Consider the following 24,961-nt stretch of genomic DNA (forward strand, 5'->3'; position numbering starts at 1 on the left):
TGGCGCCGAGCCGGAGCGCATCTTTGGTGACGCCTACGAATTTATCTGACGGGATCCCCGCTTGGATGACGCAGCCCCCGGTTTTGCCGGGGGCTTTTGTTTTTGTGGCTGCCGCAGTACCGGATCGTACCGAATGGTTGGATTATCGCGGCGTTATCCCATTATTTTTCAATATTTTGGCTATGAATGGCTACTATTCGAGCCTAGCTGATGGCATCTTTGTGGGGGATTGACAAGAGCATCCATAGAGCAAGCACAAGGAGGCGCAGTGTTGAGTGAAGAGGGCAGGGCATCTGCGGAGGATGACAGGGGAGAGTCCGGCTCTGTCGAGCGGGTCGCAACGCTGATCCCGTCCCCTCATGGCGGTGAAATGGCCCGTTTGCAGGCAGAGATCGCCGCTTTGCAGCATGAAAATGGCTTGTTGCAGGAGAAGCTCAATGCCGCCCTCGATGGCACCGGCATCTGTCTCTGGCAGGGCACCATTCCCACCGGCGAGCTGCGGGTCTTCAATCTGCAGAACTTTCAGGCCGGTGACATGGCCCCTCATTTCGATCAGTGGAGCGCCAAGCTCCATCCCGACGATCGCGCCCATGCCATGGGCAGCTACTTTGCCCATCTTGAGGGGAAAACCCCCTTCTATGAAGCCGAATACCGCACCATCAACCCGCAAGGCGAGGTCACCTGGCTGTGGGATAGGGGACGGGTCGTCGATCGGGATGGCGATGGCAAGCCGCTGCGGATCATGGGCTCCCATATCGATATCACCCAGCGCAAGGCTTATGAGCAGCGACTGGCGGAACGTGCCAACAGCGACGCGCTGACCGGTTTGCTCAACCGGCAGGGGTTTGGCAAGGCGTTCGCCCAGCTGCAGCCGCAAGGAGCGGGGGCGCTGCTCTTTATCGATCTGGATGATTTCAAGGGGATCAACGACCAGCTGGGCCATGCCTGCGGCGATCTGGTGTTGCAGCAGATGGCGGACTGGTTGCGCCTCATCATGCCTGGCTCGGCGCTATGTGGCCGTTACGGCGGCGACGAGTTTGTGGTGCATCTGCACCGGGATGTGTCGAGCCATGGCCTGGCGCAACTGGCTGACGCCCTGATCAGCCGGATGCACGGCTATGTGCCCAAACCCGGTTGCCCGCAACGGGTGGGGCTGAGTATCGGTATCGCCCTGTGGGAGGAGGAGCCATTGAGCTTCCGACAGGCATTGGAGGTGGCCGACCGTGCCATGTATGAGGCCAAGGCACGTGGCAAGCGGGCCTGGTATCTGCTTCAGGTGTGATGTTTTTTACAGGTTCAATACAAAGCAAAAACCCCAGCCGAGCTGGGGTCTTTGTTATTCGCCTTTGGCGCTGAGCTGCTGCTCGAGCTGAGCCAGCTTGCTTTCGAGGGCGGCCAGTTTTTCACGGGTACGTAGCAGCACCTTGGTCTGCACGTCGAACTCTTCGCGGCTGACCAGATCCAGCTTGCCCAACTGGGCTTGCAGTACCTGACGCATCTTCTTCTCGGCCTCTTCACCCATGCTGCGAATGCCGGGCGGCAGGGAGTTGTGCACCTGCTTGGCGATCTCTTCCAGTTTCTTCGGGTCGATCATGATGTCCTCCTTAAGCGTTGGCGGACATTCTACCGACAATTCCCTCACTTTGCCGAGATCGCGGCGGCTTTTTAGTCGTGATGGTGCCCGTTGGCTGGTCGGGTCTGGTGATGGGGCTACAACTGCTACCCTTGCGCCCCTTTGTTAACCTGAAACCATGACATGCACCACAAAGCTGAGCCAGAACTGTCCGGCATGAGTCTTATTTGGTGTTGGTTTTATGTTAACGTTTTGCAGTCGAGGTCGTGATGACCCCGTTGGCTTGTGATGGATAACAACCTTATAAAAAGAGAATAAAAAATGAAGAAGAAGCTAATTTATGCAGCTGTTGTCAGCGCCCTGCTGGCCGGATGTGGTGGAGATGACAACAAGGGAGACACCACCAGCTCCCTCGATTATGCCTTGAGTGGCGCCAGTGGTATTCGACCGAGCGTGCTGGCTCCCCGTGCCAGCGACGGTACCCTGAAGTTTTCGACAGAAACTGCTGATCTGTCGAACCCGGTATCTGCCCTCTCCACTCTGGATGGTTGGTCAACCACCCAACCCGTCCAGCTGGTACCGGCGACCGTGACCGGTGTCTCTGTGCCGGCACCGGCGGCCAGCGAGTATGCCTCTGCCGTTGCGCCCCTCTACCTGCTCGAGCTCACGCTGGATCCGGTCACTCTGCAACCCAACGGAGTCAAGGGCGGCAAGCCACTGGTTTATGGGACCGACTTTGTGGTCACTGGCGGAGACGGCAAGCTCAATCTGGTTCCGCTCAAGCCGCTTAATCCCTCTTCTTACTACATGATCGTGGCGACTGATGCCCTCAAGGACAGTCGTGGCACACCGCTCAAGGCGGGCGGCGATTACAGCAGCTTCAAATCGACAGCTGGCGCAACCACTCAGGAGCAGACCATCAATGGCCTGATCTCGCTGCAAGAAGGTCTGTTCAAAGCGGCCACCGGGATCACCAGCGATCGGGTGATCTTCTCCGACTGGTTTGCCACCCAATCTGGTGCCGATGTGCTGCTGGCGGTGAAAGGGGCGGCAGCCAAGGTGGCACAGAGCGGTCTGGATGCTGCCAAGGTATGGAAAGTGGATGCCAAGGGTAATATCAATACCACCTTGCCGGGTACCTATGTGGCTAGCTGGAATCCGACAGCCCCTCTATTTATGGATGCTCTTGATGGTGTGTCGGATCTTTTGCTTCCAGCTGATACCAAGCAGGCGATTAAAGCGGGTATTGCTGCAGCGGGTCTGACAGGGCTTGCGGGCATCACCAGCGTATATAGCGGAACCGTCAAGCTCCCTTACTTCCTCTCTACCCCGGCGATAGCTGGCTCCTGGGACAAGGCCAAGACCCAATCCTGGCACGGCGCCATTCCCAGCCTCTATGCCATCGCCAACGCGCTGAAAGCGGGCGATACCGAGGTGATCGGTGGACTGGTCGGGGCGGGCGTGGACCCGGCATTGCTGGGTGAGCTGATCGCCGACCCGAGCCGTCAGAGTGAACTGCTGACCGAGGCGAGCAAGCTGATTGGGGTGACCCTCACCTCCGGTGGCAAGCCGCTCGATGCCGAGCGCAATATCGGCCGTTTCAACCCGTTGCCTGCCCTGACTGAGGTGCAATCGGTACCACTGCGGATCTTTGCTGCCGCACCGCTCAATACCATTACCGATGTGATCATCTATCAGCACGGCGTCACCTCCATCAAGGAGAACGCCTATGCGCTGGCGCTGAGCCAGATAGGTGCCGGGTTAGACCCATCAGTGAACAAGGTGGTTGCTGTGGTGGTGATCGATCATCCTCTGCACGGCGAACGTGGCTACGCCCTGAGCGGCAGCATGGATACCGTCACCACCTCCGAGAATCCGACTCCCTACCTGAATCTGGGCTATCTGACGGTGGCGCGGGACAACCTGAAACAGAGTGTTGCCGATCTGCTTGGTCTTCGCCTGGCTGTCGGTCTGGCCAACACCCAGGGATTGGGTGGCCAATTGGGTGGTGCCGGTCTGAAGGTGCATTTCCTCGGTCACTCACTCGGTGCCATTACCGGGGCCAATCTGCTGGCGGTCGCTAACCAGCCTATGGGTAATGCGGCTGATGCCCTGTTCAAGTTCGATACCGGTGGTCTGGCGATGCCGGGTGGCGGCATCGCGCCGTTGTTGCTCAACTCGCCGAGCTTCGGGCCGACCATCAAGATGAGCGTGCTGACAGCAGGCAGCCCCGAGTTGAAAGCGGGCTTTGCGGCCTATGAACCCAACTGCAAGACAGTCAAGGCAACCTGCTTCGTCAACGAGTTCCTGCCCAGTCTGAATGCGACCACTCAGGCGGCCGCAGTTACGACGCTGCAGAGCTACAGCTTTGCTGCCCAGACGGTGCTCGACTCTGCCGACCCGATCAACTTGGGTCGCGGCATCAAGAGCAACTTCCCGCTGTTTGCCACCGAGATCGTGGGCAATGAAGCCCTCAATCTGCTGCCGGATCAGGTGATCCCCAACAGCATTGCCTCTGCACCACTTGGTGGCACCGAGCCGCTGTTCAAGGTGTTGGGTTTGCAGGCGTTGCAAGGTGGGTCGGGGGTGATCCCTGCCAGCCACCATGCAGCCCGCTTTGTGGCCGGTGGTCACAGCTCGCTGCTGGCCCCTGACGAGAACTTCGATCCGACTGGCGCGGTCACCACCGAGATCCAGACCCAGTTCGCCAGCTTCTTTATGAGTGACGGTGCGGCGGTCAAGGTGACTGACGACACCCTGATCAAGCAGTAACTGCCCATCGCGTAATAAAACGCCGCCCCTCGGGGCGGCGTTCTCGTTTCTGCGGCTGCTGAAAAATCAGGTCGGCTGGTGGTTGCGATCCAGCCAGCCTTGCAGCAGGCCGACCAGCAGGCCGGTCAGGTGGGCGATATTGGCGGTGCTGGTGCCGAGCATGTCGAAGAAGCCGAGCACCATCCAGAACAGCATAAAGCCCATCAGCGCCGGTGGCAGAGTGAGGCCACAGGCGGGTTGCAGCTTGCTGCGCAGCCAGCAGTAGCCGAGCAGGGCATAGACCACGCCGGAGAGGCCGCCAAACAGCGGGCCGCTGGCAAAAAACTCGGCGATATTGGGCAGGGCGGCGCCCACCAGCAGCAGGATCAGCAGCTTGCCGCTGCCGAGGCGCTGTTCGATCTGGCCCCCGAGATACCACCACCACAGCAAGTTGAACACCAGATGGAGCACCGAGAAGTGGATCAGGGCGGGGGTGAAATAACGCCACGCCTGCCAGTCGGTGAACTGGGCTAGGGTCGGGTGGAATGCCAGTTCATCGTAGATGGGCAGGCCGATGGCATCGATCCCGTAGATGGCGAGACAGGCGATGATCACCACCAGCGTCAGTGGCCCCGCTTGATGGAGGAAGTCGGTGATGGGATCCGTCATCCCCTTGCTGTAGTCGATGCGGGCATCGGCGCGGCCGGATTGCCAGGAGGCCTCCATGTAGCGAGGGTGGGCCGGTTCGGCCAGAAAGCGCTTCACCTCCAGCTGGGCCTGAGCGAGGCGTTGCTCGTCCGCCAGCCAGATGGTGACCCCCAGCTCGGACTGGGTCAGCTCGCAGGAGATCCCCAGCGTCGCCAGATAGTCCACCAGCGCCTGCGCCATGCGGGCGTTGTCGAGCACCAGCAGCTGGATCATGCCTCGCCTGCCTCGATGGGAAACTCCCGGCGCCACGCCTCGAAGCCGCCATCCAGACTGTAGACCTCGTCATAACCTTGTTGCAGCAGGTATTGGGCCGCCCCCTGACTGCTGTTGCCGTGATAGCACATCACGATGACCGGGGTATCGAAATCCACTTCGTTCATAAAGCGCACCAGGGTGCCGTTGGTGAGGTGGAAGGCGCCGACCGCGTGGGCCGCTTCAAAGGATTGCGGGTCGCGAATATCCACCAGACGGGCTTCACCCGCGCTCAGTTTCTGGTGGGCATCATGGGCATTGATATGGGCAAACTGGTCCATCGGGATGTCCTGCGAATAGGTTGATTACGGGCCAGTGTACCGCAAGCTTGGGCGCAAACTAACCCCACAAAAGATAAGGGAGCCAGCGGCTCCCTTGTCGATATGGCATGCGGGTCAGTGGGTTAACCGCCCAGATAGGCCTGCCGTACCGCCGGGTTGGCCAGCAGGGCGGCTCCTGTGTCTTGCAGCACCACGTGGCCGTTCTCCAGCACATAGCCGCGGTCGGCCAGCTTGAGCGCCTGGTTGGCGTTCTGCTCCACCAGAAAGATGGTCATCCCCTTCTGCCGCAACTGTTCGATGGTGTCGAAGATCTGCTGGATGACGATGGGGGCCAGCCCCAGCGAGGGTTCATCCAGCAGCAGCAGGCGCGGTTTGCTCATCAGGGCGCGGCCGATGGCCAGCATCTGCTGCTCGCCGCCGGACATGGTGCCCGCCCGTTGTTGCAGGCGCTCGTGCAGGCGCGGAAACAGGGTAAACACCTGATCCAGCAGGCCATGCTGCTCGGCCTTGTCGACGAAGAAGGCGCCCATCAGCAGGTTCTCCTCCACCGTCAGGCGGGCGAAGATGCGGCGCCCCTCCGGCACCACGGCGATATCTTTGCGCATGATGCGGGCTGTGGTGAGGGAGTTGATCTGTTCCCCCTCAAACCAGATGGAGCCGCTGCTGGGCTTGGGTTCGCCGCAGAGTGTCATCAGCAGGGTGGTCTTGCCCGCGCCGTTGGCGCCGATCAGGGTGACGATCTCCCCCTCTTTCACCTCGACGCTGACATCGTGCAGTGCCTGAATTTTGCCGTAGTGGGTCGATACGTTGCGAAGTTCTAACATCTTTTTGTCCTTACGACTCGCCCAGATAGGCCTTGATCACTGCCGGGTTGTTACGGATCTCATCCGGCTTGCCGTGGGCCAGCGGGGTGCCCTGACTGACCACGAAGATACGGTTGGAGATGCCCATCACCAGCTTCATATCGTGTTCGATCAGCAGCACCGAGACCCCGAACTCGTCCCGCAGGCTCATGATCAGCTCGTCCAGCTCGTCGGTCTCCTTCGGGTTGAGGCCGGCAGCCGGTTCATCCAGCATCAGCAGCTCGGGACGGGTCGCCATGCAGCGGGCGATCTCGAGGCGGCGCTGCTGACCGTAGGCCAGGTTGCCGGCGGCGCGGTTGGCGAGATCCTTGAGCCCTACTTTATCCAGCCAGAAGGCGGCCCGCTCCAGCCCCTCCTGCTCCGCCCGGCGGAAGGCCGGGGTCTTGAACAGGCCGGCGATAAAGCTGGTGTTGAGGTGCTGGTGCTGGGCAACCAGCAGGTTCTCCACCGCCGTCATCTCCTTGAACAGCCGCACGTGCTGGAAGGTACGCACAATCCCCTTGCGGGCAATGAGGTGGCCGGGCAGCCCCTGGATTTCCTCACCCTTGTAGCGGATGGTGCCGCCGCTCGGGCAGTAGAAGCCGGTCAGGCAGTTGAAGATGGTGGTCTTGCCCGCACCGTTGGGGCCGATGATGGAGATCACCTCGCCCTTGTCGATATCCAGTTTTACCCCGTTGACGGCCAGCAGGCCCCCGAAGCGCATCGACAAATCAGAGACTTCCATTAACTTCTGATGAGTACTCATTTCTTCAACTCCAGATGCGGACGGGTCATCGGCAGCAATCCCTGTGGCCGCCAGATCATCATGAACACCATCAAGAGGCCGAACATCAGCATGCGGTACTCGTTGAATTCGCGGGCCAGCTCCGGCAGTACCGTCATCACGATGGCAGCCAGCACCACCCCGATCTGCGAGCCCATGCCACCCAGCACTACGATGGCAAGCACGATGGCCGACTCGATAAAGACGAAGGATTCCGGGCTGATAAAGCCCTGCCGCGAGGCAAAGAAACTCCCCGCGAAGCCTGCGAAGGTGGCGCCTATGGTGAAGGCGGTCAGCTTGATGATGGTGGGGTTGAGCCCCAGCGATTTGCATGCGATCTCGTCTTCCCGCAGCGCTTCCCAGGCGCGGCCCAGCGGCATCCGCAGCAGGCGGTTGATGACGAACAGGGTCACCACCACCAGCACCAGCGCCATCAGGTAGAGGAAGATCACCTTGTGGTTGGCGTTGTAGGTAATGCCGAAGAAGTTGTGGAAGGTATCAAAGCCCCCATCCTTGACGGTGCGGTTGAACTCCAGACCCCCCAGCGTCGGCTTGGGGATGCCGGATATGCCGTTCGGGCCGCCGGTCAGGGTGGTCATGTTGTTGAGCAGGATGCGGATGATCTCGCCAAAACCCAGGGTGACGATGGCCAGATAGTCCCCCCGCAGCCGCAGCACCGGGAAACCGAGCAGGAAGCCGAAAGTAGCGGCCATCAGCCCGGCGATGGGCAGGCACTCCCAGAAGCTCAGCCCGAAGTAGGTGTTGAGCAGGGCATAGCTGTAGGCGCCGACCGCGTAGAAGCCGACATAGCCGAGATCGAGCAGACCGGCGAGGCCGACCACCACGTTCAGCCCCAGCCCCAGCATGATGTAAATCAGGGTGAGGGTGGCGAGATCGATGGCACCGCGAGAAGCCATAAAGGGCCAGCTCACCGCAAACAGCAGCACCAGCACGGCGGTGAGGTTATAGAGCTTGGGTGCCTCTTCCGGGCTCGGCAGCACCAGCTTGGTGAAGCCGACCGAGAAGCCGCTGATGGAGGCCTGAAACAGCTTGGCAATCTGGCCGCGCAGCATCTGGAACCAGAAGACAATGGTGGCGCCCCCCAGCAGCCAGGCCAGCGACATATCGAGGCGGCTTACTACCTGCAGGCTGGAGCCATCGGTCTCCAGCTTGAAGCCGAGCAGCCAGAAGGAGAGCACCAGCAGTACCAGGCTGGCGATACAGGCGTGGATAAATTGATGTTTCATCACACTTTCTCCACTTCCGGACGACCCAGAATGCCAGTCGGCATAAAGAGCAGCACAAAAATGAGCAGGGCAAACGCCATCACATCCTTGTACTCGGTGCTGAGATAACCGGCGGTGAGCGCTTCAACCACGCCGAGCAGCAGGCCGCCCAGTACGGCGCCCGGAATGCTGCCGATACCGCCCAATACAGCGGCAGTGAAGGCCTTCAGACCGGCCATAAAGCCGAGGTAGGGGTTGATGACGCCGTAATACATGCCGAGCAGCACCCCGGCGACGGCGGCCAGCGCGGCCCCCAGCACGAAGGTGATGGAGATGACCACGTGGGTGTCGATGCCCAGCAGGTTGGCCATCTTGATATCTTCCGAACAGGCGCGGCAGGCGCGGCCCATGCGGGAGCGGCCGATGAACTGGGTCAGCGCCAGCATGGTGATGAAAGTCACCACGAAGATGATCAGCTGCATATAGGAGAGGCTGGCCTGAAAACCATCCTCACCCCCCAGGGTCCAGCCACCGGAGATCAGGCTGGGCATGGCGATATCCCGCGAGCCCTGTGCCATCCGCATCATGTTCTGCAAGAAGATCGACATGCCGATGGCGGAGATGAGGGGGATCAGCCGGTTGCCACCGCGTAGCGGCCGGTAGGCGACCCGCTCGATGCTCCAGCCATAGGTGCCGGTGATGATAATACTGACCAGGAAGGCGCCCCCCAGCAGTAGAAAGGTGCTGTCGATGCCCATCATCATGAGCCCCGCCATCACCATAAAAGCGACATAGGAGCCGATCATGTACACCTCGCCGTGGGCGAAGTTGATCATGCCGATGATGCCATAGACCATGGTGTAGCCGATGGCGATCAACGCATAGGTGCTGCCTATGGTTAATCCGTTCAGCAGTTGCTGAACCAGATAGAGGAGGTGTTCGGACATACTGCGTTCCCTGTACTTGCCCGCAAAGAGAGGAGGGGGTGAGCGTACTCACCCCCGATCGGCAGATTATTTGACTTGGCTGGAAGTACCGTCAGCGTGCCACTGGAACACACCGAATTCGAAGCCTTTCAGGTCACCGTTCGGTGCCCAGGTCAGGGGGCCCATCACGGTATCGATCGGCGCAGCCTTGATGGCGGCGGCAACGGCGGCCGGGTCATCTTCACCCGCCTTGGCGATACCGGCTGCCAGGGTTTGCACCGCGGCATAGGTAGTCCAGACGAACGGGCCGGAGGAGTCCTGACCCTTGGCCTTGAACGCCGCCACCAGCGGGGCGTTGGCAGGCACCAGATCGTATTTGTTCGGCAGGGTCACCAGCAGGCCTTCGGAAGCCGGGCCGCCGATGGCGGAGATATCCTTGTTACCCACCCCTTCCGGGCCCATGAACTTGGCTTTCAGCCCCTTCTCGCCAGCCTGACGCAGGATCAGACCCAGCTCAGGGTGATAGCCGCCGTAGTAGACGAAATCGACGTTCTCTTTCTGCAGCTTGGCGATCAGGGCGGAGAAGTCCTTGTCACCGGCGGTGATCCCTTCAAAGGCCACCACTTTCACGCCAGCCTTGTCGAGCGCAGCTTTGACGCTGGAAGCGATCCCTTCGCCATACTGCTTCTTGTCGTGGATAACGGCGACGCGCTGGGGTTTGACCTGCTCGATGATGTATTTGGCGGCAGTCGGGCCCTGATCGCTATCCAGGCCGATGGTGCGCAGGGTCAGCTGGTAACCGCGCTCGGTGATCTTGGGGTTGGTGGAGGCGGGGGTGACCATCAGGATCCCCTCGTCTTCATAGATGTCTGAGGCGGGCAGGGTGTTGTCGGAGCAGAGGTGACCGACCACGAACTTGACGCCATCGTTCACCACCTTGTTGGCAACGGCCACCGCCTGTTTGGGATCGCAGGCATCGTCATAGACGACCGCTTCGATCTGCTTGCCATTGATGCCGCCAGCCTTGTTGATCTGCTCTACCGCCATCTTGCCGCCGGTGAACTGCATGTCCCCGTACTGGGCGACCGGGCCGGTGACCGGGCCTGCGATACCTATCTTGATGGTGTCTGCCGCGTGGGCGATGGAGATCGATCCAAACAGAGCCAAAGAAACCGCTGCGCCAACTGTGATTTTGCTCAACTTATGCATTGATTCGTCCCTTAATCAGTGGATTGTTTCATTTCCGTGTGCCATTCCGGATCTACATCCCGTGCATCCGGCTATAGGTATGGTTCTATCATTCCTCACGGGGCAATAACAAGCTGTTAAAGATACTAACCAGAGGGGGTTGGATGGGTGGATTTTGAAATAAATGACCTGTTATTTTCGGCTAATCAGAGCTTAATTTTGATTTGTTGACTTAACATCTTGGTAACGAGAGGCGATTCTGACAAACGCCAGAGGATTAATCTGGCGATATTTTACTCTGACAGCGCTCCCATTTTGACCAGAATCCATTTGCGCAAACAGAAATGAGCGCCTAAATTAGCCGGCATTGACAATTCCGTGGCAGAGCTCGTTAAAACCAAGCCTTTATTCGGGAAATCTGCTAATGTTCCGCCTTTGACAGTCAGGAGACAGAGATGGCCACTATCAAGGATGTCGCCTCGCGCGCAGGCGTATCCATCTCCACCGTCTCACATGTGCTCAACCACACTCGGCGGGTCAGCGAAGACGCGACCCAGAAAGTGATTGAGGCGGTGGCAGAACTCAACTACGCGCCCAACTCGGTAGCGCGCAGTCTTAAAATAAATTCGACCAAGACCATTGGTATGCTGGTGACCACCAGCGTAAACCCCTTCTTCGCAGAAGTGGTGCAAGGGGTTGAAGCGTACTGCTTCGAACAGGGCTACAGCCTGATCCTCTGCAACACCGAAAACCAGCCGCCTCGCCAACAGCATTACCTGAGAATGCTGATGGAAAAACGGGTGGATGGCCTGCTGGTATTGGGTACCGATATCGACACTCCGTTGCGCGACATGCTGCGCATCCACAAGAATGTGCCGCAGGTGGTACTGGATTGGGGCACGGAGTGCGATTTCGCCAACGTCATCAACGACAACGCCCGCATCGGCGCCCGCATGGCCGTACGCCATCTGCTGGAGCTGGGGCACCGCGACATCGTCTGCATCACTGGCCAGCTCTCCAAGCCGACCACCCAGCAGCGACTGGACGGGGTACGTGATGCGCTGGGTGAACACGGTCTGACCCTCAAAGATGAACAGGTCTTTGAAGGGGATTACGAGAGCCAGAGCGGCTTCGATGCCATGCAGCGCATCCTGGCCCTGCAGCCTCGTCCGACCGCGGTTTTTGCCTTCGACGATCCCATGGCGATCGGCGCGATTTGCGCTGCCTGGGAAGCGGGAGTCAAGGTGCCGGACGATATCTCCATCATCGGCTACGACGATGTGGAGATGGCGCGCTTCTCCAGCCCGCCGCTGACCACCATCCGCCACCCGAAGGCCGAACTGGGCCAGCTGGCGGTGAAGCATCTGGTCAGCCGGATCCGCAACAAGGAGCTGGAAGTGGAGTCGATGACGGTACAGCCCGAGCTGATCGTCCGCCGCTCGGTCAAACCGCTGCGTTAATCCGCACCCGTTGCCAAGACGAAAAACCCCCTCTGTCACGAGGGGGTTTTTGTTTATGGGCGGTTTACTTTCAACCAGTGGCTCGCAGCGCCGATCTCGGCCTTGTGAGTGAATATTCCCCCCGTTTGAGCTGCCTCGCATTTTGCTTGTTAATCGTTTGATCAATATCAACAAAGGGTTAAGTTCTGATGGACTCCCGACTTAACCGTTCCATCCTGTAGGTTGGGTATGACTGTCAAGGATGGTGTCTTATGTTCCCCCCTCGCAAGCTGGGTCACCAGATCACGCTGCTGGCAATCGGCGGCATCGTATTGCTCGCCGTGGTGCTGCTTACCTTTAATCTGTTTGAAAATCGCCAGCGGGCGCTCGCGGCCGAGCAGGCTGCACTGCGGAGCCAGCTCCAGAATGTGGAAGCGGTGATCAAAAACACCAGCCATGAAACCGTGCTGGCGGCGACTCTGATCGCCCAGCGGCCGGATGCAGCAAAGGCGGTGGCCGACAAGGATTGGCAGACCCTCGCCAATCTGTTTGATCCGCTCTGGCCCGCTATCAAGGCGCAGGGGATCCAGCAGTTTCACTTTCACATTCCCCCGGCTACTTCCCTTTATCGGGTACACAAGCCCGCAAATCATGGCGACGACCTCTCTACTACACGGTTGGCAGTGGTCGAGGTGAACCGCAATCATCAACCTGTCGGCGGGTTGGAGACCGGTCAGGGGGGCACCGGGATCCGCGGCGTAGTGCCGGTCACTTTCAATGGTCAGTCGGTCGGCTCGGTGGAGTTTGGCCGCGCCCTCGACACCTCGCTGTTTGCCGATCTGCTGGGCAAGGACAGTCGCTTTGCCATCTATCTGTTTGAACAGGGTAAGCCCGTTATGCTGACTGGTACCTCCATGCTTGGTGAGTCGGTGGACTGGTATCAGGAGGTATTGGCGGGAGAGAGCCGCTTCACCACCATCAAGCAGCAGGGGAGCGATTTTCTGGTGATGGCGGCACCGTTGCGCGACTTCTCCGGCAAGGCGGTCGGGGTGATCGAGTTGGCGCGTGATCACAGTGAGGTTGCAGCCGCGCTGGTACGCCAGAGCTGGCAGATGGTAATGATCGCGCTACTTGGCACCGCTCTGATTGCGGTGGCGCTGGTGCTGCTGCTGGCGCGTCTTAGCCGTCCGCTGCTCGACAGCGTCAAGGCGCTGGAGGCGCTGGCCAATGGCTCTGGCGATCTCGGCAGCAAGCTGCCGGTGGCGGGGCCGGAGGAGATCCGCCGGCTCGGGTCGGCGTTCAATGCCTTTGTTGCCAAGATCCGCGACACCATCAGCCAGCTCACCGCGACTCTGGGCGAACTGGCTGGCGAGAGTGAGCGGCTGTCGCGCAGTGCGGCGGGCAACCTTGGCAGCATGACGCGCCAGCAGGAGCAAACCACCCAGCTCGCCACCGCCATGACCGAGATGACCAGTACGGTACACGAGGTGGCCAACAACACTGCACAGGCGGCCGAAGCGGCCAACGAAGCGGACAATCAGGCGGTCACCGGCGATGAGGTGGTGCAGCAGAGCGTCAACATGATAGAACAGCTGGCGGAGGAGATCGCCAGCGCGGGCAACACGGTGAAAGAGGTCGCCAAGGCCAGCGAGCAGATTGGCTCGGTGCTGGCGGTGATCCAGTCCATCGCCGAGCAGACCAATCTGCTGGCCCTCAACGCCGCCATCGAGGCGGCCCGGGCCGGTGAACAGGGGCGCGGTTTTGCGGTGGTGGCCGACGAGGTGCGCTCGCTGGCCGGGCGCACCCAGCACTCCACCGCCGAGATCCGCGGCACCATAGAGCAGTTGCAACGGGCGGTGGGCACCACGGTGACCCTGATCGAACACAGCGTTTCGCGGGCGGGGGAGTCGGTGGAGCGGGCCAATCAGGCGGGGGAAGCCCTCGGCCGGATCAAGGGGGCGGTCAACAGCATTCGCGACATGAACACCCAGATCGCCGCTGCCTCGGAGGAGCAATCCTCGGTGAGCGACGAGATCACCCGCAATATCGTCAGCGTCCACGAGATCTCCCAGGCCACCACGCTGGTGGCGCGGGATACCGCCCATATCGCCAGCCATGTGGCGACCTTGGTGGACAAGCTGGGGGATCTGGCCGGGCAGTTCCAGGATGGTTCCAACGTGCGGATGGTGCTGAGTCGCGCCCGCGCCGCTCATATGGGCTGGAAGACCCGTGTCCGAGCCTATCTGGATGGGCAGGAGGGGTTGTCGCGCAGCGAGGCGGTCAGTGACAAGGAGTGCCGCCTTGGCCACTGGTACTTCAGCGAAGGGCAGGCATGCTGCGGCGATCAACCCGCCTTCAGGGCGATGGCCGCCCCCCACGCCAGATTGCATCAGGTGATCCAGCAGATTATCGAGTTGAAAAATCAGCACAAGCATGAAGAGGCGGAGGCGCTCTACCGCGAGATCGAGCAGAACTCAGAGCAGGTAGTGGGCTGCATCGATCAGCTGCTGCGGGAGATGACCAAGCCGGAGCGTTAATGACGAGCGGATCGGATAGCCAAAGGGCTGACAGCGATGTCAGCCCTTTTTCATGGTGCGGGTCTGAGGCGAGGTTACTGCTCCGGGCGCAGCTCCTGATAACGGGCGGCGGTGATGAACTGGCCGAAGGTTTCACACCAGACGATCACGCTGCTGTAGCGGGCCGGATCGATCGTGGCGGGCAGCGGCACGATAAAGTTGTCGAAGGTCTTCACCGGCCCGACTCGCACCATTTGATCCTTGAGACGGGCAAAATCGGCTTCGGTCTCGACAAACTCGGGGGAGAAGTAGAGCTGGTAGTCCGGTCCGGGGGCCAGCTTGCCCATCAGGCTGACGGCATCCGGCCCTATGCTCACCTTGCCTTCCCCCCAATGCAGCCGATCGCTGTCTTTCAGATCCCGGCGAAAGGTGCCGTGGAATCTCGCTTGCTGCTGGCTGGCCGCCACCTGCTCGGTATCAGGTGCGGGTGGCGCGATCAGGATCGGCAGGGTGTAGACACCGGCGGCAAAGCCTGCCGCCGCGACCAGCAGATGGGTGCCCAGCAGCAGGGCTAGGGTTTTGCGTTTCATGATATCTCGGTCGTTGATGAATTGATGGCAAAACCATACCAGTCCGGGGGCCCGCTGCCCAGTTTGCTCAGGCCAGAGGTGTCGTTATCCATCTATGGTGACGTGGGGTGTGGTCACACCAATGGCTCAAGGCCGGATGGTGCCGTCCTGGCCTTTGTTGATCTCGCTGGCGGCGTGTACCAGCTGTTCCAGCTGGTGGTGGATCTGGGCACGATCCAGCTGCTGCAAGGGCTGACGACTCCACAGCACCGGTGTCAGGCTCTCGGTATCGAAACCCAGTACCGGTTTGCACGGGTCCTGACTGAAGAGGTTCTGGGCGGCCGCCTGAGCGCTGGTGGCCGCGTCGAGGCGGGTAAACATCAGCAGATAGTTGGCCGGGTGTTCGGTCAGGTGACAGGTCAGTTCGCCGATCTGCAGGCTGGTGACGCTCTCCTCCTGTTGCGGCGCAGGCAGGGAGAGGGAGAGAAACAGCTGGTGGATGGCGGCGTGATAAAGAGAGTTCATTGATGGCTCCAGATTGATGATGGCGCCATTAGAGCAGGTCACCGCCAGCGGCACTGTTAATGGTGGCTCTCTTTTTTTAGCTTTTCGGTCAGCGAGATAGCACGCCGCGCTCAGTACAAAAATCGCGACCAATCCCGATAGTCCGTGTTGATTGCCTCTCCTAGACTGGCGGCGAAACATCACAAGAAGACAATCATCATGCAGATTCAAGCAAACACCGTCGGCACACAGGCCGTCGCTCACCACAGTGATGCAACCACAGGGGTTGGCCGGATGGGCCAGCTGGAGGCGCGTCAGGTCGCTACCGGGCAAGATGCGATCTTGCTGGGCAACCGCAGCGAACCGCAAAAAGGGCAGGGGCAGCTTTCGCGATTGGGGGCCCAATTGGCCCGCCCGTTTGTGGCCATCAAAGAGTGGATTGGCAACCTGCTTGGGAGCGGCAAGAGTGCCGCTGCGCCGAAGACGCAAACCGCCACTTCTCCCGAGGATCTTCAGCGCCTGATGAAGCAGGCTGCATTTGGTAGCTCGCTGGGTGGCTTTGCCAAGGCGGACGTATTGAACAACATCGGCGCCGAACAACTGGGTAAGGAGCACGCCACTCTGGCGACCGGCAACGGCCCACTGCGCTCTCTCTGCACCGCGTTGCAGGCTGTTGTCGTCGGCTCCCAGCAGCCGGAACTCCGGGAGTTGGCTGCCGGGCTGCTGGCCCGCCCCATCGCCGGTATCCCGCTCCAGCAGTGGGGCACTGTGGGGGGCAAGGTGACCGACCTGCTCGCCAGCGCCACCTCCGAACTGCTGCAGGAGGCGATGAGCCAGCTGCACACCGCGATGGGTGAAGTGGCCGACCTGCAGCGGGCCGTCAAGGCTGAAATCGCTGGCGAACCGGCGCAAAGCGCGGCCACAACAGCGGATGCGGTGCCCGTCCAACGCGGTGAGAGCAAAGGGGCTGCCCGCGAACAGGTCGCCATGGCGCGGCAGACCCCGGCCACCGGCTACAAGCTGGCGCTGGATCTTATCAGCTATCAGGCCAGCTACCTGCTGCGGGATCAAACCTCGACCGAGGTGACCCTGAGCAGCAGCGATCTCAATGCCCTGCATCAACACATTGCCGATGGCTCCATCAACAGTTCCCACATGGCCAAGTTGCAGACCCGTGGCGATCTGCAAACCCTGCGTACTCTGGCGCTCTCGCTGGCCAGCGGCAGCGATGCCAAGGGTTCTTCCCTTGGTCATGCCCTCGACAGTCTCGCCTCGGCGCGCCCCAACCAGCGACTGGTGCTGGGCGGCCTGATGCAGTTTGCCGGTCAGACCGAGCAGGCGTGGGTGGACCATACCGCGCTCAAGCCGCGAGAGGAACGGCTAGATGCCGGGGCGCGGCTGCGTTTTGACACCGGCCATATGCAGGCGGAGCTGGGGCGTCTCGGCGACAGCGAGGCACGGCAGGTGCTGCAACAGCTGGAAGGGGCTTTTGGTGATCGGGCCAGGGCTGTCTGTGACTTCGCGGTGGCTCAGGTCTCCGGCTTTGCCGATAGCGAAAGCAGTCCTGAGGCCGTGCTGGTCTCCCGCCTGACCCGCATGGGCAATCTGGTGGGCAGCCTGACCGATGCGCTCAAGGAGCGGCTGCAACTGCCCGGGTCTGCCCGTGGCGAGCCGACCATGATCGACTCCGCCAGCCAGCTGACACCGCTCGAGCTGGCTGCGCTGGCCCATATCGGCGTCGATGAGAGCTATCTGTAAACCGCCAGCACACAGCCCCTCGGGGCAAGGTGATATGACATAAAAACGGACACCCTTGGGTGTCCGTTTTCTTATTCGGGCGGGAGTAGGCTGAGGGGGAGGCAGTGCAGACCGACTGGCTTATAGGATGGCGAAATCCACTTCGGGCAGGTTTTCAAAGCCGGGGCGGGCAAACAGATAGCCCTGCATCAGGCTGACGCCCATCTCCCGCAGGCAGGCCATCTCTTCGCGGGTCTCGATCCCCTCTGCCAGCGGGATGATCTGCAACTCGGCAAACAGCGCCAGAGAGTGGCGCACTATGGCTTGCCGAGTCGGGTCATGGTCGATGTCGCGCAGCAGGTGCATATCGAGCTTGACGATATTGGGGTGAAAATCGGCCAGCAGGTTGAGGCCCGAGTAACCGGCGCCAAAGTCATCGATCGCCGTTTTGAAGCCGAGCGCCTGATAGTGATCGACGATGCCGCGAAGATGCTGGCTATCTTGCACCTGCTCCACCTCGGTCAGCTCGAACATGATCTGCTCGATGGGAAAGAGATGCTCGCGGGCCGCCTGCAGGGTGGTGCGGATGCAGCGCTCCGGGCGGTAGACCGCATTGGGCAGAAAGTTGATGCTCAGCATGCCCCGCATATCGAGCCGGGCGGCCAGCGCGATGGCCTTGATGCGGCACAGCTGATCGAAACGGTAGCGATTGCCATCGTTGACCCGGGCAATCACGCTCTGCGCCGGCTCGTTGTTGATCCCCCGCACCAGCGCCTCGTAGCCGAAGATGGTGCGCTGGCTGCAATCGACGATGGGCTGAAAGGCCATGGTGAAGTCGAAGTCGAGATCTGCTTTTTCCTGACACAGCTGGCAGATGGCGGGGGATGGGGCGGCAGGTATATCCATGACTTTCCTCTTGGGCGTGGCGGCGCTGGGCACTGTCTCAAATGATAACAGCTCATTACCCCCCTGTAGGTTCGATTAGCGAAGCGTAATCGGACGAACGAGAGGCTTTGATTACGGTTGTTGCCGTGAAACAGGATCGGCCAACTGGAGGGGGAAGTGCGGCTGGCCGTTATGGCGGGAGAATTGATTTACACGAACGTCCGATTACGCCTGACGGCTAATCGAACCTACGGGCTGGCTGTATAAGGTAAAATATCAATTATCATCACTGTAATTAATAATAACAAGAATGCCTTTTGCAGTGTCATACAAAATAGATAAAGAATATATGAAACAAGCAGTAATAGACGAGTTCAATAACAACTCTGAGTTTTCAATATTAAGTACGATGGGAGAGTTTTTTAAAATTAGCAACGCAATTGCAAGGACGATTATAACAATTTGCTCTTTGATAGAAATGAGCATTTGATTTTTTGTTTTTGAAAAACAACTAATGCCAACACCATTGTTTTTTTCCACTATGTCCATGACTTTAGTCAGCACTATTCCCATGGTGGCAGCATTGATCGCTAATAGTGCAATTAAAATTGTGACGAGGTTAGCCTCAAGAAATTTATGTAAAAAGGAAGAGTTAAGCCATACGTTAATAACCTCAGTAATAAATCCTATTCCGAGGGAGAAAAAAGTAGTCTTTACGACAGTGGTCATTTTAGTAGCTCTTTCATCGCATTAACGATCATGTTAGCCTCCCCTGTCATTTCTATGTCACTCAAAACTATTTCTTTTACAGTTCTGGATGTTTGAATGCTTTTCTTTATTCCACCAACCTTCAATGTTATATTTCCACCGCCATCTCCAGTATAGTTTACCATACTTTCTAAAGTCGGATTATCTTTATCTAATCGAAGTGTGGAGTCTGGTTCAGACTCAATTCTTAGATTGTTTCTAGTTGAGTTTGTCGTTTTTGCAAAGGACTTTAAATCTTCAGATAAGCATCCGGATATATTAGCCATGTTAGGCGTAATAAATTCAAAGTCAACTGACTTTATTTTACCTTGATGAAGTTTTAAAAGATCCCAGAAATACTGTTTTTCAAATAGGGGCTCGTAGATAACCCTCAGGTTAGAATGTGTTAATTGGGGGGCGAGTTTTTCTAAAATCAATTCAACAACTTTACGGCAGTTGTGAAATGCGGTTGTTCTTTTTTGGACGGCTATCAACTGTTTTTCTGGGTGATTCCATAATGCGACGAGAATTGATGGCCAGTTATCAATCCTCTCGTTTTTGAATTCTTTTGTCTCTCTATTTATTATTTTGTTGTGCGCTATTTTGAATAGGAAAAACTCCCCGTCATCGAACTGTTTTTTTACGACGGTATAATGTTTTTTATTAGAAAAGTCATTTTGTGATAATAATGATTCTTTAAATATAGTATTTTTGTTAGTGAGCAAATCTTCAATAGAACTGAAGTCAGTAAACATGTCACGTTGGAAAAATCTGTCGACAGGTAATATTTGGTATCTGAAAAGCTCAAAACTGTTGCTCTTGTTCGCCATTCTTATCTCTACATGGTAAGTCTCATTAGAGAATCAATATAAAGGAAATGGCAAGACACTTACAGTATTGTCAGATTTAGTTTCTGTGGATGTGAAGTCGATCTACCTAAAATCATTTATAAAAAAACGGCGCCTTACGGCGCCGTTTTTAATATCACTCAACCCAACCAAGATCACTGCAGCAGGGAGATATCCGCGACTTGCAGGAATAGGTTGCGCAGGTTGTTCAGCAGTGCCAGACGATTGGCCTTGAGGGCCTCGTCATCGGCCATCACCATCACCTCGTTGAAGAAGGTATCGACCGGCTCGCGCAGGGCGGCCAGACGGGTGAGGGCAGCCTGATAGTCACCGGCTGCGAACAGCGGAGCCAGTTCGGCTTGCAGTTCGGCAACCTGGGTGGCCAGCGCCTTCTCGGCGGCATCGACCAGCAGTTCCGGTTTGACGGCAGTCGGCAGTTCGCCTTCGACCTTGGCCAGAATGTTGCTCACGCGCTTGTTGGCGGCAGCCAGAGCCAGTGCGGCATCCAGCGTGCGGAAGTGGCTGACGGCCTTGACGCGGCGATCGAAATCGAGCGGACGGGTCGGGCGGCGGGCCAGCACGGCCAGCACCACGTCGGCACCGATGCCTTCGTCCTGATAGGCGGCGCGGAAGCGGCCCAGCATAAAGTCGACCACGTCGGTAACGACGGTTTTGTTGGTCAGCTTGTCGCCGTAGACGCGTACCGCTTCTTCAACCAGTTCAACCAGATCCAAGTCCAGCTGCTTCTCGGTCATGATGCGCAGGGCACCGATGGCGGCGCGACGCAGGGCGAACGGGTCCTTGTCACCCTTCGGCAGCATGCCGATGCCGAAGATACCGGCCAGGGTGTCGAACTTGTCGGCCAGCGCCACGGCGCAGGCAACCAGACCGGACGGCAGGGCATCACCGGCAAAGCGCGGCATGTACTGCTCGTTGAGGGCCACGGCCACTGCTTCGTCTTCGCCATCGTGACGGGCGTAGTGCATCCCCATGACACCCTGGGTGTCGGTGAACTCGCCGACCATGTTGGTCATCAGGTCACACTTGGAGAGCAGACCGGCACGGCGGGCCTGCGTGACAATGTCAATTTCGGTAGGCGCTATACGCTGGGCGATAAAGCCGGCGACGGCCTCGATACGCTCGACCTTGGCCTTGACGGTGCCCAGCTGTTGCTGGAACAGCACGGTTTCAAGGCGCGGCAGGCGGGAGGCCAGGGTCTGCTTGAGGTCGGTCTTGAAGAAGAATTCGGCGTCAGAGAGACGGGGGCGAACCACCTTCTCGTTGCCGCTGATGATCTGGCTCGGGTCTTTGGACTCGATGTTGGTGACGAAGATGAACTTCGGCAGCAGCTTGCCGTTCTTGTCGTAAACCGGGAAGTACTTCTGGTCACCCTTCATGGTGTGAACCAGCGCCTCGGCCGGCACGGCCAGGAACTTCTCTTCGAAGTTGGCGGTCAGCACCACAGGCCACTCGACCAGTGCGGTCACCTCTTCCAGCAGGGCGTCGTCCAGATCGGCCACGCCACCGAAGGCGGCAGCGGCCGCTTCGACGTCAGCCTTGATCTTGGCTTTGCGCGCCATAAAGTCGGCAATCACCATGCCGCGCTCCTGCAGGATCTGCGGGTACTGGCTGGCGTTGTCGATGGTGAACTCGCTCTCGCCCATAAAGCGGTGACCGCGGATGGTGCGGGCAGAGTCGATACCCAGAATGTGAGCAGGAACCAGCTCGCCATCCAGCAGCAGGGTCACGGTGAAGACCGGACGCACGAACTGGATGGTCTTGTCGCCCCAGCGCATCATTTTCGGGATGGGCAGCTTGGCCAGTGCAGAGGCAACCAGCTCACCCAGCAGATCGACAGCCGGACGGCCTTCGACCTTGGCGGTGTGAACCAGCCACTCACCCTTGTCGGTGACCAGACGCTCGGCCTGTTCAACGGTGATGCCGTTGCCACGGGCCCAGCCTTCGGCAGCCTTAGTCGGCTTGCCTTCGGCATCGAACGCCTGCGCCACGGCCGGGCCGCGCTTCTCGACGCTCTTGCTCGGCTGTTCGCCGGCCAGCTCGCTTACCTTCAGCGCCAGACGGCGCGGTGAAGCAAACCACTCGACGTCGCCAAAGGCCAGATCGGCCTTGGTCAGTTCGGCTTTGAAGTTGTCGGCAAAGGCTTCGGCCAGGGAGCGCAGGGCTTTGGGCGGCAGCTCAGCAGTACCGATCTCTACCAGAAATGTATGTTGTGCCATGTCCGTTCCTTAACCTTGCTTGTTCTCGTTGCTGCCACGTTGGCACATCGGGAAGCCCAGCGCTTCGCGGGAGGCGTAGTATGCCTCTGCCACGGCCTTGGTCAGGGTGCGAATGCGCAGGATGTAGCGCTGACGCTCGGTGACCGAGATGGCCTTGCGGGCATCCAGCAGGTTGAAGGAGTGAGCGGCCTTGAGGATGCGCTCATAGGCAGGCAGCGGCAGCGGTTTTTCCAGTGCCAGCAGGTTCTGGGCTTCCTTCTCGTACTGCTCGAAGCAGTGGAACAGGAACTCCACATCGGCGTGTTCGAAGTTGTAGGTGGATTGCTCCACTTCGTTCTGGTGGAACACGTCGCCGTAGGTAGTCTTGCCCAGCGGGCCGTCAGACCAGACCAGATCGTAGACGCTGTCCACGCCCTGAATGTACATGGCCAGACGCTCGAGACCGTAGGTGATCTCGCCGGTGACCGGCTTGCACTCGAGGCCGCCAACTTGCTGGAAGTAGGTGAACTGGGTCACTTCCATGCCGTTCAGCCACACTTCCCAACCCAGACCCCAGGCACCCAGCGTCGGGTTTTCCCAGTTGTCTTCCACGAAGCGGATGTCGTGGATTTCAGGATCCATGCCCAGCTCTTTCAGGGAGCCCAGATAGAGTTCCTGAATGTTGTCGGGGGAAGGCTTGATGATCACCTGGAACTGGTAGTAGTGCTGCAGGCGGTTCGGGTTTTCACCGTAGCGGCCGTCGGTCGGACGGCGGGACGGTTGCACGTAAGCGCAGGCGATGGGCTCCGGGCCCAGGGCACGCAGACAGGTCATGGGGTGGGAAGTACCGGCACCCACTTCCATATCCAGCGGCTGAATGATGGTACAGCCCTGGCGGGACCAATAGTCCTGCAGCTGCAGGATCAGGCCCTGAAAGGTTTTGACATCGAATTTTTGCATAATTTTTTTCGCGCGAAGTGAAAATCAGAGCAAGATTTGCTGAATGTGAACCGAGGGAGTATACCGTCTGGCATGGTCGGATAATAGGCGAAATTGCAGCGGATTCGCGGGATGATGCTGCGCCCTGGCTGGTCGGGCGGGATGTCCGGTATATGATGTGAGCAGTGCCGCCTGCAGAGTGGGCAGGGTCGGGCAAACCGCTGAAATAACGAGGGAGAGGAAATGGAACTGCGCTGCGCCTGGGTGACCAAAGACCCGGAATACATTGAATACCATGACAAACAGTGGGGCAGGCCGGTCTATGACGCCCGCGAGCTGTTTGCCAAGCTCTGCCTCGACGGCCAGCAGGCGGGGCTGTCGTGGATCACCATCTTGAAGCGCACCGAGAGCTACCATCGCGCCTATGCAGACTTTGATCCGGTGCAGATTGCCCGGTTCGACGAGCAGGATGTAGAGCGGTTGATGCAGGACAGCGGCATCATCCGCAACCGGCTCAAGGTGCAGTCGATCATCAGAAATGCCCGCGCTTATCTGGCGTTGCAGGAGCAGGGGATCGACTTCGCCGACTACCTGTGGGGCTTTGTTGGCGGCGCCCCCATCGTTAACCAGCGGCAGGGCAATGGCGATATTCCGGCGGCCTCGCCGGAGTCGGATGCCATGTCGAAAGCACTCAAGAAGCTCGGCTTCAACTTCGTCGGCAGCACCATCTGTTACGCCTTTATGCAGGCGGTGGGGATGGTGAACGATCATCTGGTCAGCTGTCCTTGCCACGCCGAGTGTCAGTTACCGCGCTGACCAGCCGCCGATTGCCCAAAAAAACACCACTCTCGCCATCTGTTCAGGCTTGCGTCAGACAATGGCGTGCCAGCGCGTTACAATCCGGCCCCCGGCATGGTGCCGGATTGTTTTCACAGAGGTTTTTTCATGCGAGCCAAGATCCTGGTGCCTGCTCTGGCACTGACCGTTGCCCTGAGCGGCTGTACCACCAACCCCTACACAGGTGAATCCCAGACCTCCAAAGGTGCCTGGGGCGCGCTGGCTGGCGCCGCTGCCGGTGCGGCCGTAGGTGCGCTCTCTTCCAGCAAGGGTGACCGCAAGAAGGGCATCCTGACCGGCGTTGCTGCCGGCGCGGCGCTGGGTGGCGGTATCGGCTACTACATGGACGTGCAGGAAGCCAAGCTGCGCGAGAAGCTGCAAGGCACTGGCGTCAGCGTGACCCGCAATGGCAATGAGCTGATCCTCAACATGCCGAACAACGTCACCTTCGACAGCTCCAGCTCCCAGCTGAAAGCGGCCGGTGCCAACACCCTCTCCGGCGTAGCCATGGTGGTTGCCGAGTTCGACAAGACCCGCCTGAACGTGGTCGGTCACACCGACAGTACCGGTTCCCGCGATCTGAACATGAAGCTTTCCCGCGATCGTGCCGATGCCGTTGCCGCCCAGCTGATTGGTCAGGGCGTTGCAGGCAGCCGCATCTCCACCACCGGCGTGGGCCCGGATCAGCCGGTTGCTACCAACAGCACCGCCGCTGGCAAAGCCCAGAACCGCCGCGTGACCATTACCCTGACCCCGACCGCCTAAGTCGTTCAGGTTTCGGTAACGAAAAGGCCCCGCTAGTGATGGCGGGGCCTTTTGCTAGCTCAAGCCGGGAAAGTCTTAGACAGCCGCTGTCAGCTGTACTTCGACCTTGTAGCCTTCGTGGGCCAGACGGGCCTGTACGCAGGCGCGCACGGGTGCGGTGCCAGCCGGAATCCAGGCATCCCACTGCTCGTTGAAGGCAGCGATGTCCTGAATGTCTTTGAGATAGATATTGGCCATCAGGATCTTGTCGACGCCGGAGCCGTTGGCTTCCAGCAGGCGTTGCAGGCTCGCCAGCACTTCGCGGGTCTGCTGGTGGATGTCGGCCTCTTCGCTGACGGGCACTTCCACCACGTAGAGGGTGCCATTGTGGATGACCACGTCTGACCAACGCTGGGTGGTGCCGATTCGGGTAATGGTTGTCATGGAGT

The 24,961-nt window shown here is 59.1% G+C and carries 24 protein-coding genes; 8 read left to right on the plus strand and 16 right to left on the minus strand.

From position 1 onward, the window contains the following. The coding region (locus AB5Y82_RS01250; protein ID WP_368173550.1) for a hypothetical protein at positions 1-233 on the plus strand (233 nt) is incomplete at its 5' end. A 35-nt stretch (positions 234-268) separates the two neighbouring features. Continuing rightward, on the plus strand, positions 269-1,282 hold the full coding sequence (locus AB5Y82_RS01255) for a sensor domain-containing diguanylate cyclase (protein ID WP_159142797.1): 1,014 nt from the start codon (positions 269-271) through the stop codon (positions 1,280-1,282). A gap of 54 nt (positions 1,283-1,336) precedes the next feature. Here the strand turns inward: AB5Y82_RS01255 and AB5Y82_RS01260 are convergent, their stop codons facing one another. Further along, a complete protein-coding gene (locus tag AB5Y82_RS01260; RefSeq protein WP_159142798.1) occupies positions 1,337-1,594 on the minus strand; it encodes an accessory factor UbiK family protein in 258 nt (85 codons plus the stop codon). A gap of 300 nt (positions 1,595-1,894) precedes the next feature. Here AB5Y82_RS01260 and AB5Y82_RS01265 point away from each other — a divergent pair, with 300 nt between their 5' ends. After that, positions 1,895-4,345 carry a VolA/Pla-1 family phospholipase gene (locus tag AB5Y82_RS01265; RefSeq protein WP_368173551.1) on the plus strand — a complete coding sequence of 817 codons (2,451 nt, stop codon included), beginning with the start codon at positions 1,895-1,897 and terminating at the stop codon, positions 4,343-4,345. Positions 4,346-4,411: 66 nt separating this feature from the next. Here AB5Y82_RS01265 and glpG read toward each other — a convergent pair whose 3' ends face one another. The 7 genes from glpG to AB5Y82_RS01300 form a co-directional block, all read right to left on the minus strand. After that, a complete protein-coding gene (glpG, locus tag AB5Y82_RS01270) occupies positions 4,412-5,245 on the minus strand; it encodes a rhomboid family intramembrane serine protease GlpG (RefSeq protein WP_368173552.1) in 834 nt (277 codons plus the stop codon). Then, complete coding sequence (gene glpE, locus AB5Y82_RS01275; RefSeq protein ID WP_005355913.1) at positions 5,242-5,565, minus strand: thiosulfate sulfurtransferase GlpE; 324 nt, start codon at positions 5,563-5,565, stop codon at positions 5,242-5,244. The genes glpG and glpE overlap by 4 nt, the downstream gene beginning before the upstream one ends. A gap of 122 nt (positions 5,566-5,687) precedes the next feature. Next, positions 5,688-6,389: an ABC transporter ATP-binding protein gene (locus AB5Y82_RS01280; protein ID WP_236342583.1), complete on the minus strand. Its 702-nt coding sequence runs from the start codon at positions 6,387-6,389 to the stop codon at positions 5,688-5,690. 10 nt (positions 6,390-6,399) lie between these two features. Continuing rightward, positions 6,400-7,173 carry a high-affinity branched-chain amino acid ABC transporter ATP-binding protein LivG gene (livG, locus tag AB5Y82_RS01285; protein ID WP_005339435.1) on the minus strand — a complete coding sequence of 258 codons (774 nt, stop codon included), beginning with the start codon at positions 7,171-7,173 and terminating at the stop codon, positions 6,400-6,402. After that, entirely contained in the window at positions 7,170-8,438 is a 1,269-nt protein-coding gene (locus tag AB5Y82_RS01290; RefSeq protein WP_368173553.1) for a high-affinity branched-chain amino acid ABC transporter permease LivM, read from the minus strand. Before AB5Y82_RS01290 ends, livG begins: the two co-directional genes overlap by 4 nt. Beyond that, entirely contained in the window at positions 8,438-9,364 is a 927-nt protein-coding gene (gene livH, locus AB5Y82_RS01295; RefSeq protein WP_005339439.1) for a high-affinity branched-chain amino acid ABC transporter permease LivH, read from the minus strand. The genes AB5Y82_RS01290 and livH overlap by 1 nt, the downstream gene beginning before the upstream one ends. 66 nt (positions 9,365-9,430) lie before the next feature. Further along, positions 9,431-10,552 carry a branched-chain amino acid ABC transporter substrate-binding protein gene (locus AB5Y82_RS01300; protein WP_005339442.1) on the minus strand — a complete coding sequence of 374 codons (1,122 nt, stop codon included), beginning with the start codon at positions 10,550-10,552 and terminating at the stop codon, positions 9,431-9,433. 434 nt (positions 10,553-10,986) lie between these two features. On the opposite strand from AB5Y82_RS01300, the gene AB5Y82_RS01305 reads away from it, so the two are divergent. Both AB5Y82_RS01305 and AB5Y82_RS01310 read left to right on the plus strand, forming a co-directional pair. Further along, the gene (locus tag AB5Y82_RS01305) at positions 10,987-11,991 is read left to right on the plus strand and encodes a substrate-binding domain-containing protein (protein ID WP_005355925.1); all 1,005 of its coding nucleotides are present in this window, start codon (positions 10,987-10,989) and stop codon (positions 11,989-11,991) included. Between the two features lie 251 nt (positions 11,992-12,242). After that, entirely contained in the window at positions 12,243-14,507 is a 2,265-nt protein-coding gene (locus tag AB5Y82_RS01310) for a methyl-accepting chemotaxis protein (protein WP_111901176.1), read from the plus strand. A gap of 74 nt (positions 14,508-14,581) precedes the next feature. On the opposite strand, the gene AB5Y82_RS01315 is transcribed toward AB5Y82_RS01310, so the two are convergent. Together AB5Y82_RS01315 and AB5Y82_RS01320 are read right to left on the minus strand one after the other, a co-directional pair. After that, positions 14,582-15,076 carry a DM13 domain-containing protein gene (locus AB5Y82_RS01315; protein ID WP_111901177.1) on the minus strand — a complete coding sequence of 165 codons (495 nt, stop codon included), beginning with the start codon at positions 15,074-15,076 and terminating at the stop codon, positions 14,582-14,584. Positions 15,077-15,202: 126 nt separating this feature from the next. After that, complete coding sequence (locus tag AB5Y82_RS01320; RefSeq protein WP_111901190.1) at positions 15,203-15,580, minus strand: CesT family type III secretion system chaperone; 378 nt, start codon at positions 15,578-15,580, stop codon at positions 15,203-15,205. A gap of 198 nt (positions 15,581-15,778) precedes the next feature. Between AB5Y82_RS01320 and AB5Y82_RS01325 the strand changes: the two genes are divergently transcribed. Beyond that, positions 15,779-17,317, plus strand: a complete 1,539-nt coding sequence (locus AB5Y82_RS01325) for an ADP-ribosyltransferase (RefSeq protein ID WP_111901178.1) — start codon at positions 15,779-15,781, stop codon at positions 17,315-17,317. A gap of 120 nt (positions 17,318-17,437) precedes the next feature. Here the strand turns inward: AB5Y82_RS01325 and AB5Y82_RS01330 are convergent, their stop codons facing one another. The 5 genes from AB5Y82_RS01330 to glyQ all read right to left on the minus strand — a co-directional run bounded on the left by AB5Y82_RS01330 (position 17,438) and on the right by glyQ (position 22,952). Then, positions 17,438-18,202 (minus strand): EAL domain-containing protein, encoded by a 765-nt coding sequence (locus AB5Y82_RS01330; protein ID WP_368173554.1) that lies wholly within the window; start codon positions 18,200-18,202, stop codon positions 17,438-17,440. Between the two features lie 255 nt (positions 18,203-18,457). Next, on the minus strand, positions 18,458-18,910 hold the full coding sequence (locus AB5Y82_RS01335) for a hypothetical protein (RefSeq protein ID WP_159142803.1): 453 nt from the start codon (positions 18,908-18,910) through the stop codon (positions 18,458-18,460). Then, entirely contained in the window at positions 18,907-19,758 is an 852-nt protein-coding gene (locus AB5Y82_RS01340; protein ID WP_368170915.1) for a hypothetical protein, read from the minus strand. Before AB5Y82_RS01340 ends, AB5Y82_RS01335 begins: the two co-directional genes overlap by 4 nt. 173 nt (positions 19,759-19,931) lie before the next feature. Further along, positions 19,932-22,013, minus strand: a complete 2,082-nt coding sequence (gene glyS, locus AB5Y82_RS01345) for a glycine--tRNA ligase subunit beta (protein WP_159142805.1) — start codon at positions 22,011-22,013, stop codon at positions 19,932-19,934. Between the two features lie 9 nt (positions 22,014-22,022). Further along, positions 22,023-22,952 carry a glycine--tRNA ligase subunit alpha gene (glyQ, locus tag AB5Y82_RS01350; RefSeq protein ID WP_010672400.1) on the minus strand — a complete coding sequence of 310 codons (930 nt, stop codon included), beginning with the start codon at positions 22,950-22,952 and terminating at the stop codon, positions 22,023-22,025. A gap of 222 nt (positions 22,953-23,174) precedes the next feature. Between glyQ and AB5Y82_RS01355 the strand changes: the two genes are divergently transcribed. Then, positions 23,175-23,747 (plus strand): DNA-3-methyladenine glycosylase I, encoded by a 573-nt coding sequence (locus AB5Y82_RS01355; protein WP_368173555.1) that lies wholly within the window; start codon positions 23,175-23,177, stop codon positions 23,745-23,747. Positions 23,748-23,876: 129 nt separating this feature from the next. Further along, positions 23,877-24,533 carry an OmpA family lipoprotein gene (locus tag AB5Y82_RS01360; RefSeq protein ID WP_005339468.1) on the plus strand — a complete coding sequence of 219 codons (657 nt, stop codon included), beginning with the start codon at positions 23,877-23,879 and terminating at the stop codon, positions 24,531-24,533. A gap of 75 nt (positions 24,534-24,608) precedes the next feature. Here AB5Y82_RS01360 and AB5Y82_RS01365 read toward each other — a convergent pair whose 3' ends face one another. Then, positions 24,609-24,956, minus strand: a complete 348-nt coding sequence (locus AB5Y82_RS01365; protein WP_005355943.1) for a RidA family protein — start codon at positions 24,954-24,956, stop codon at positions 24,609-24,611. Positions 24,957-24,961 lie beyond the last annotated feature (5 nt).

It is taken from the genome of Aeromonas sp. s13, assembly GCF_040907905.1.
GTDB classification, from domain to species: domain Bacteria; phylum Pseudomonadota; class Gammaproteobacteria; order Enterobacterales; family Aeromonadaceae; genus Aeromonas; species Aeromonas veronii.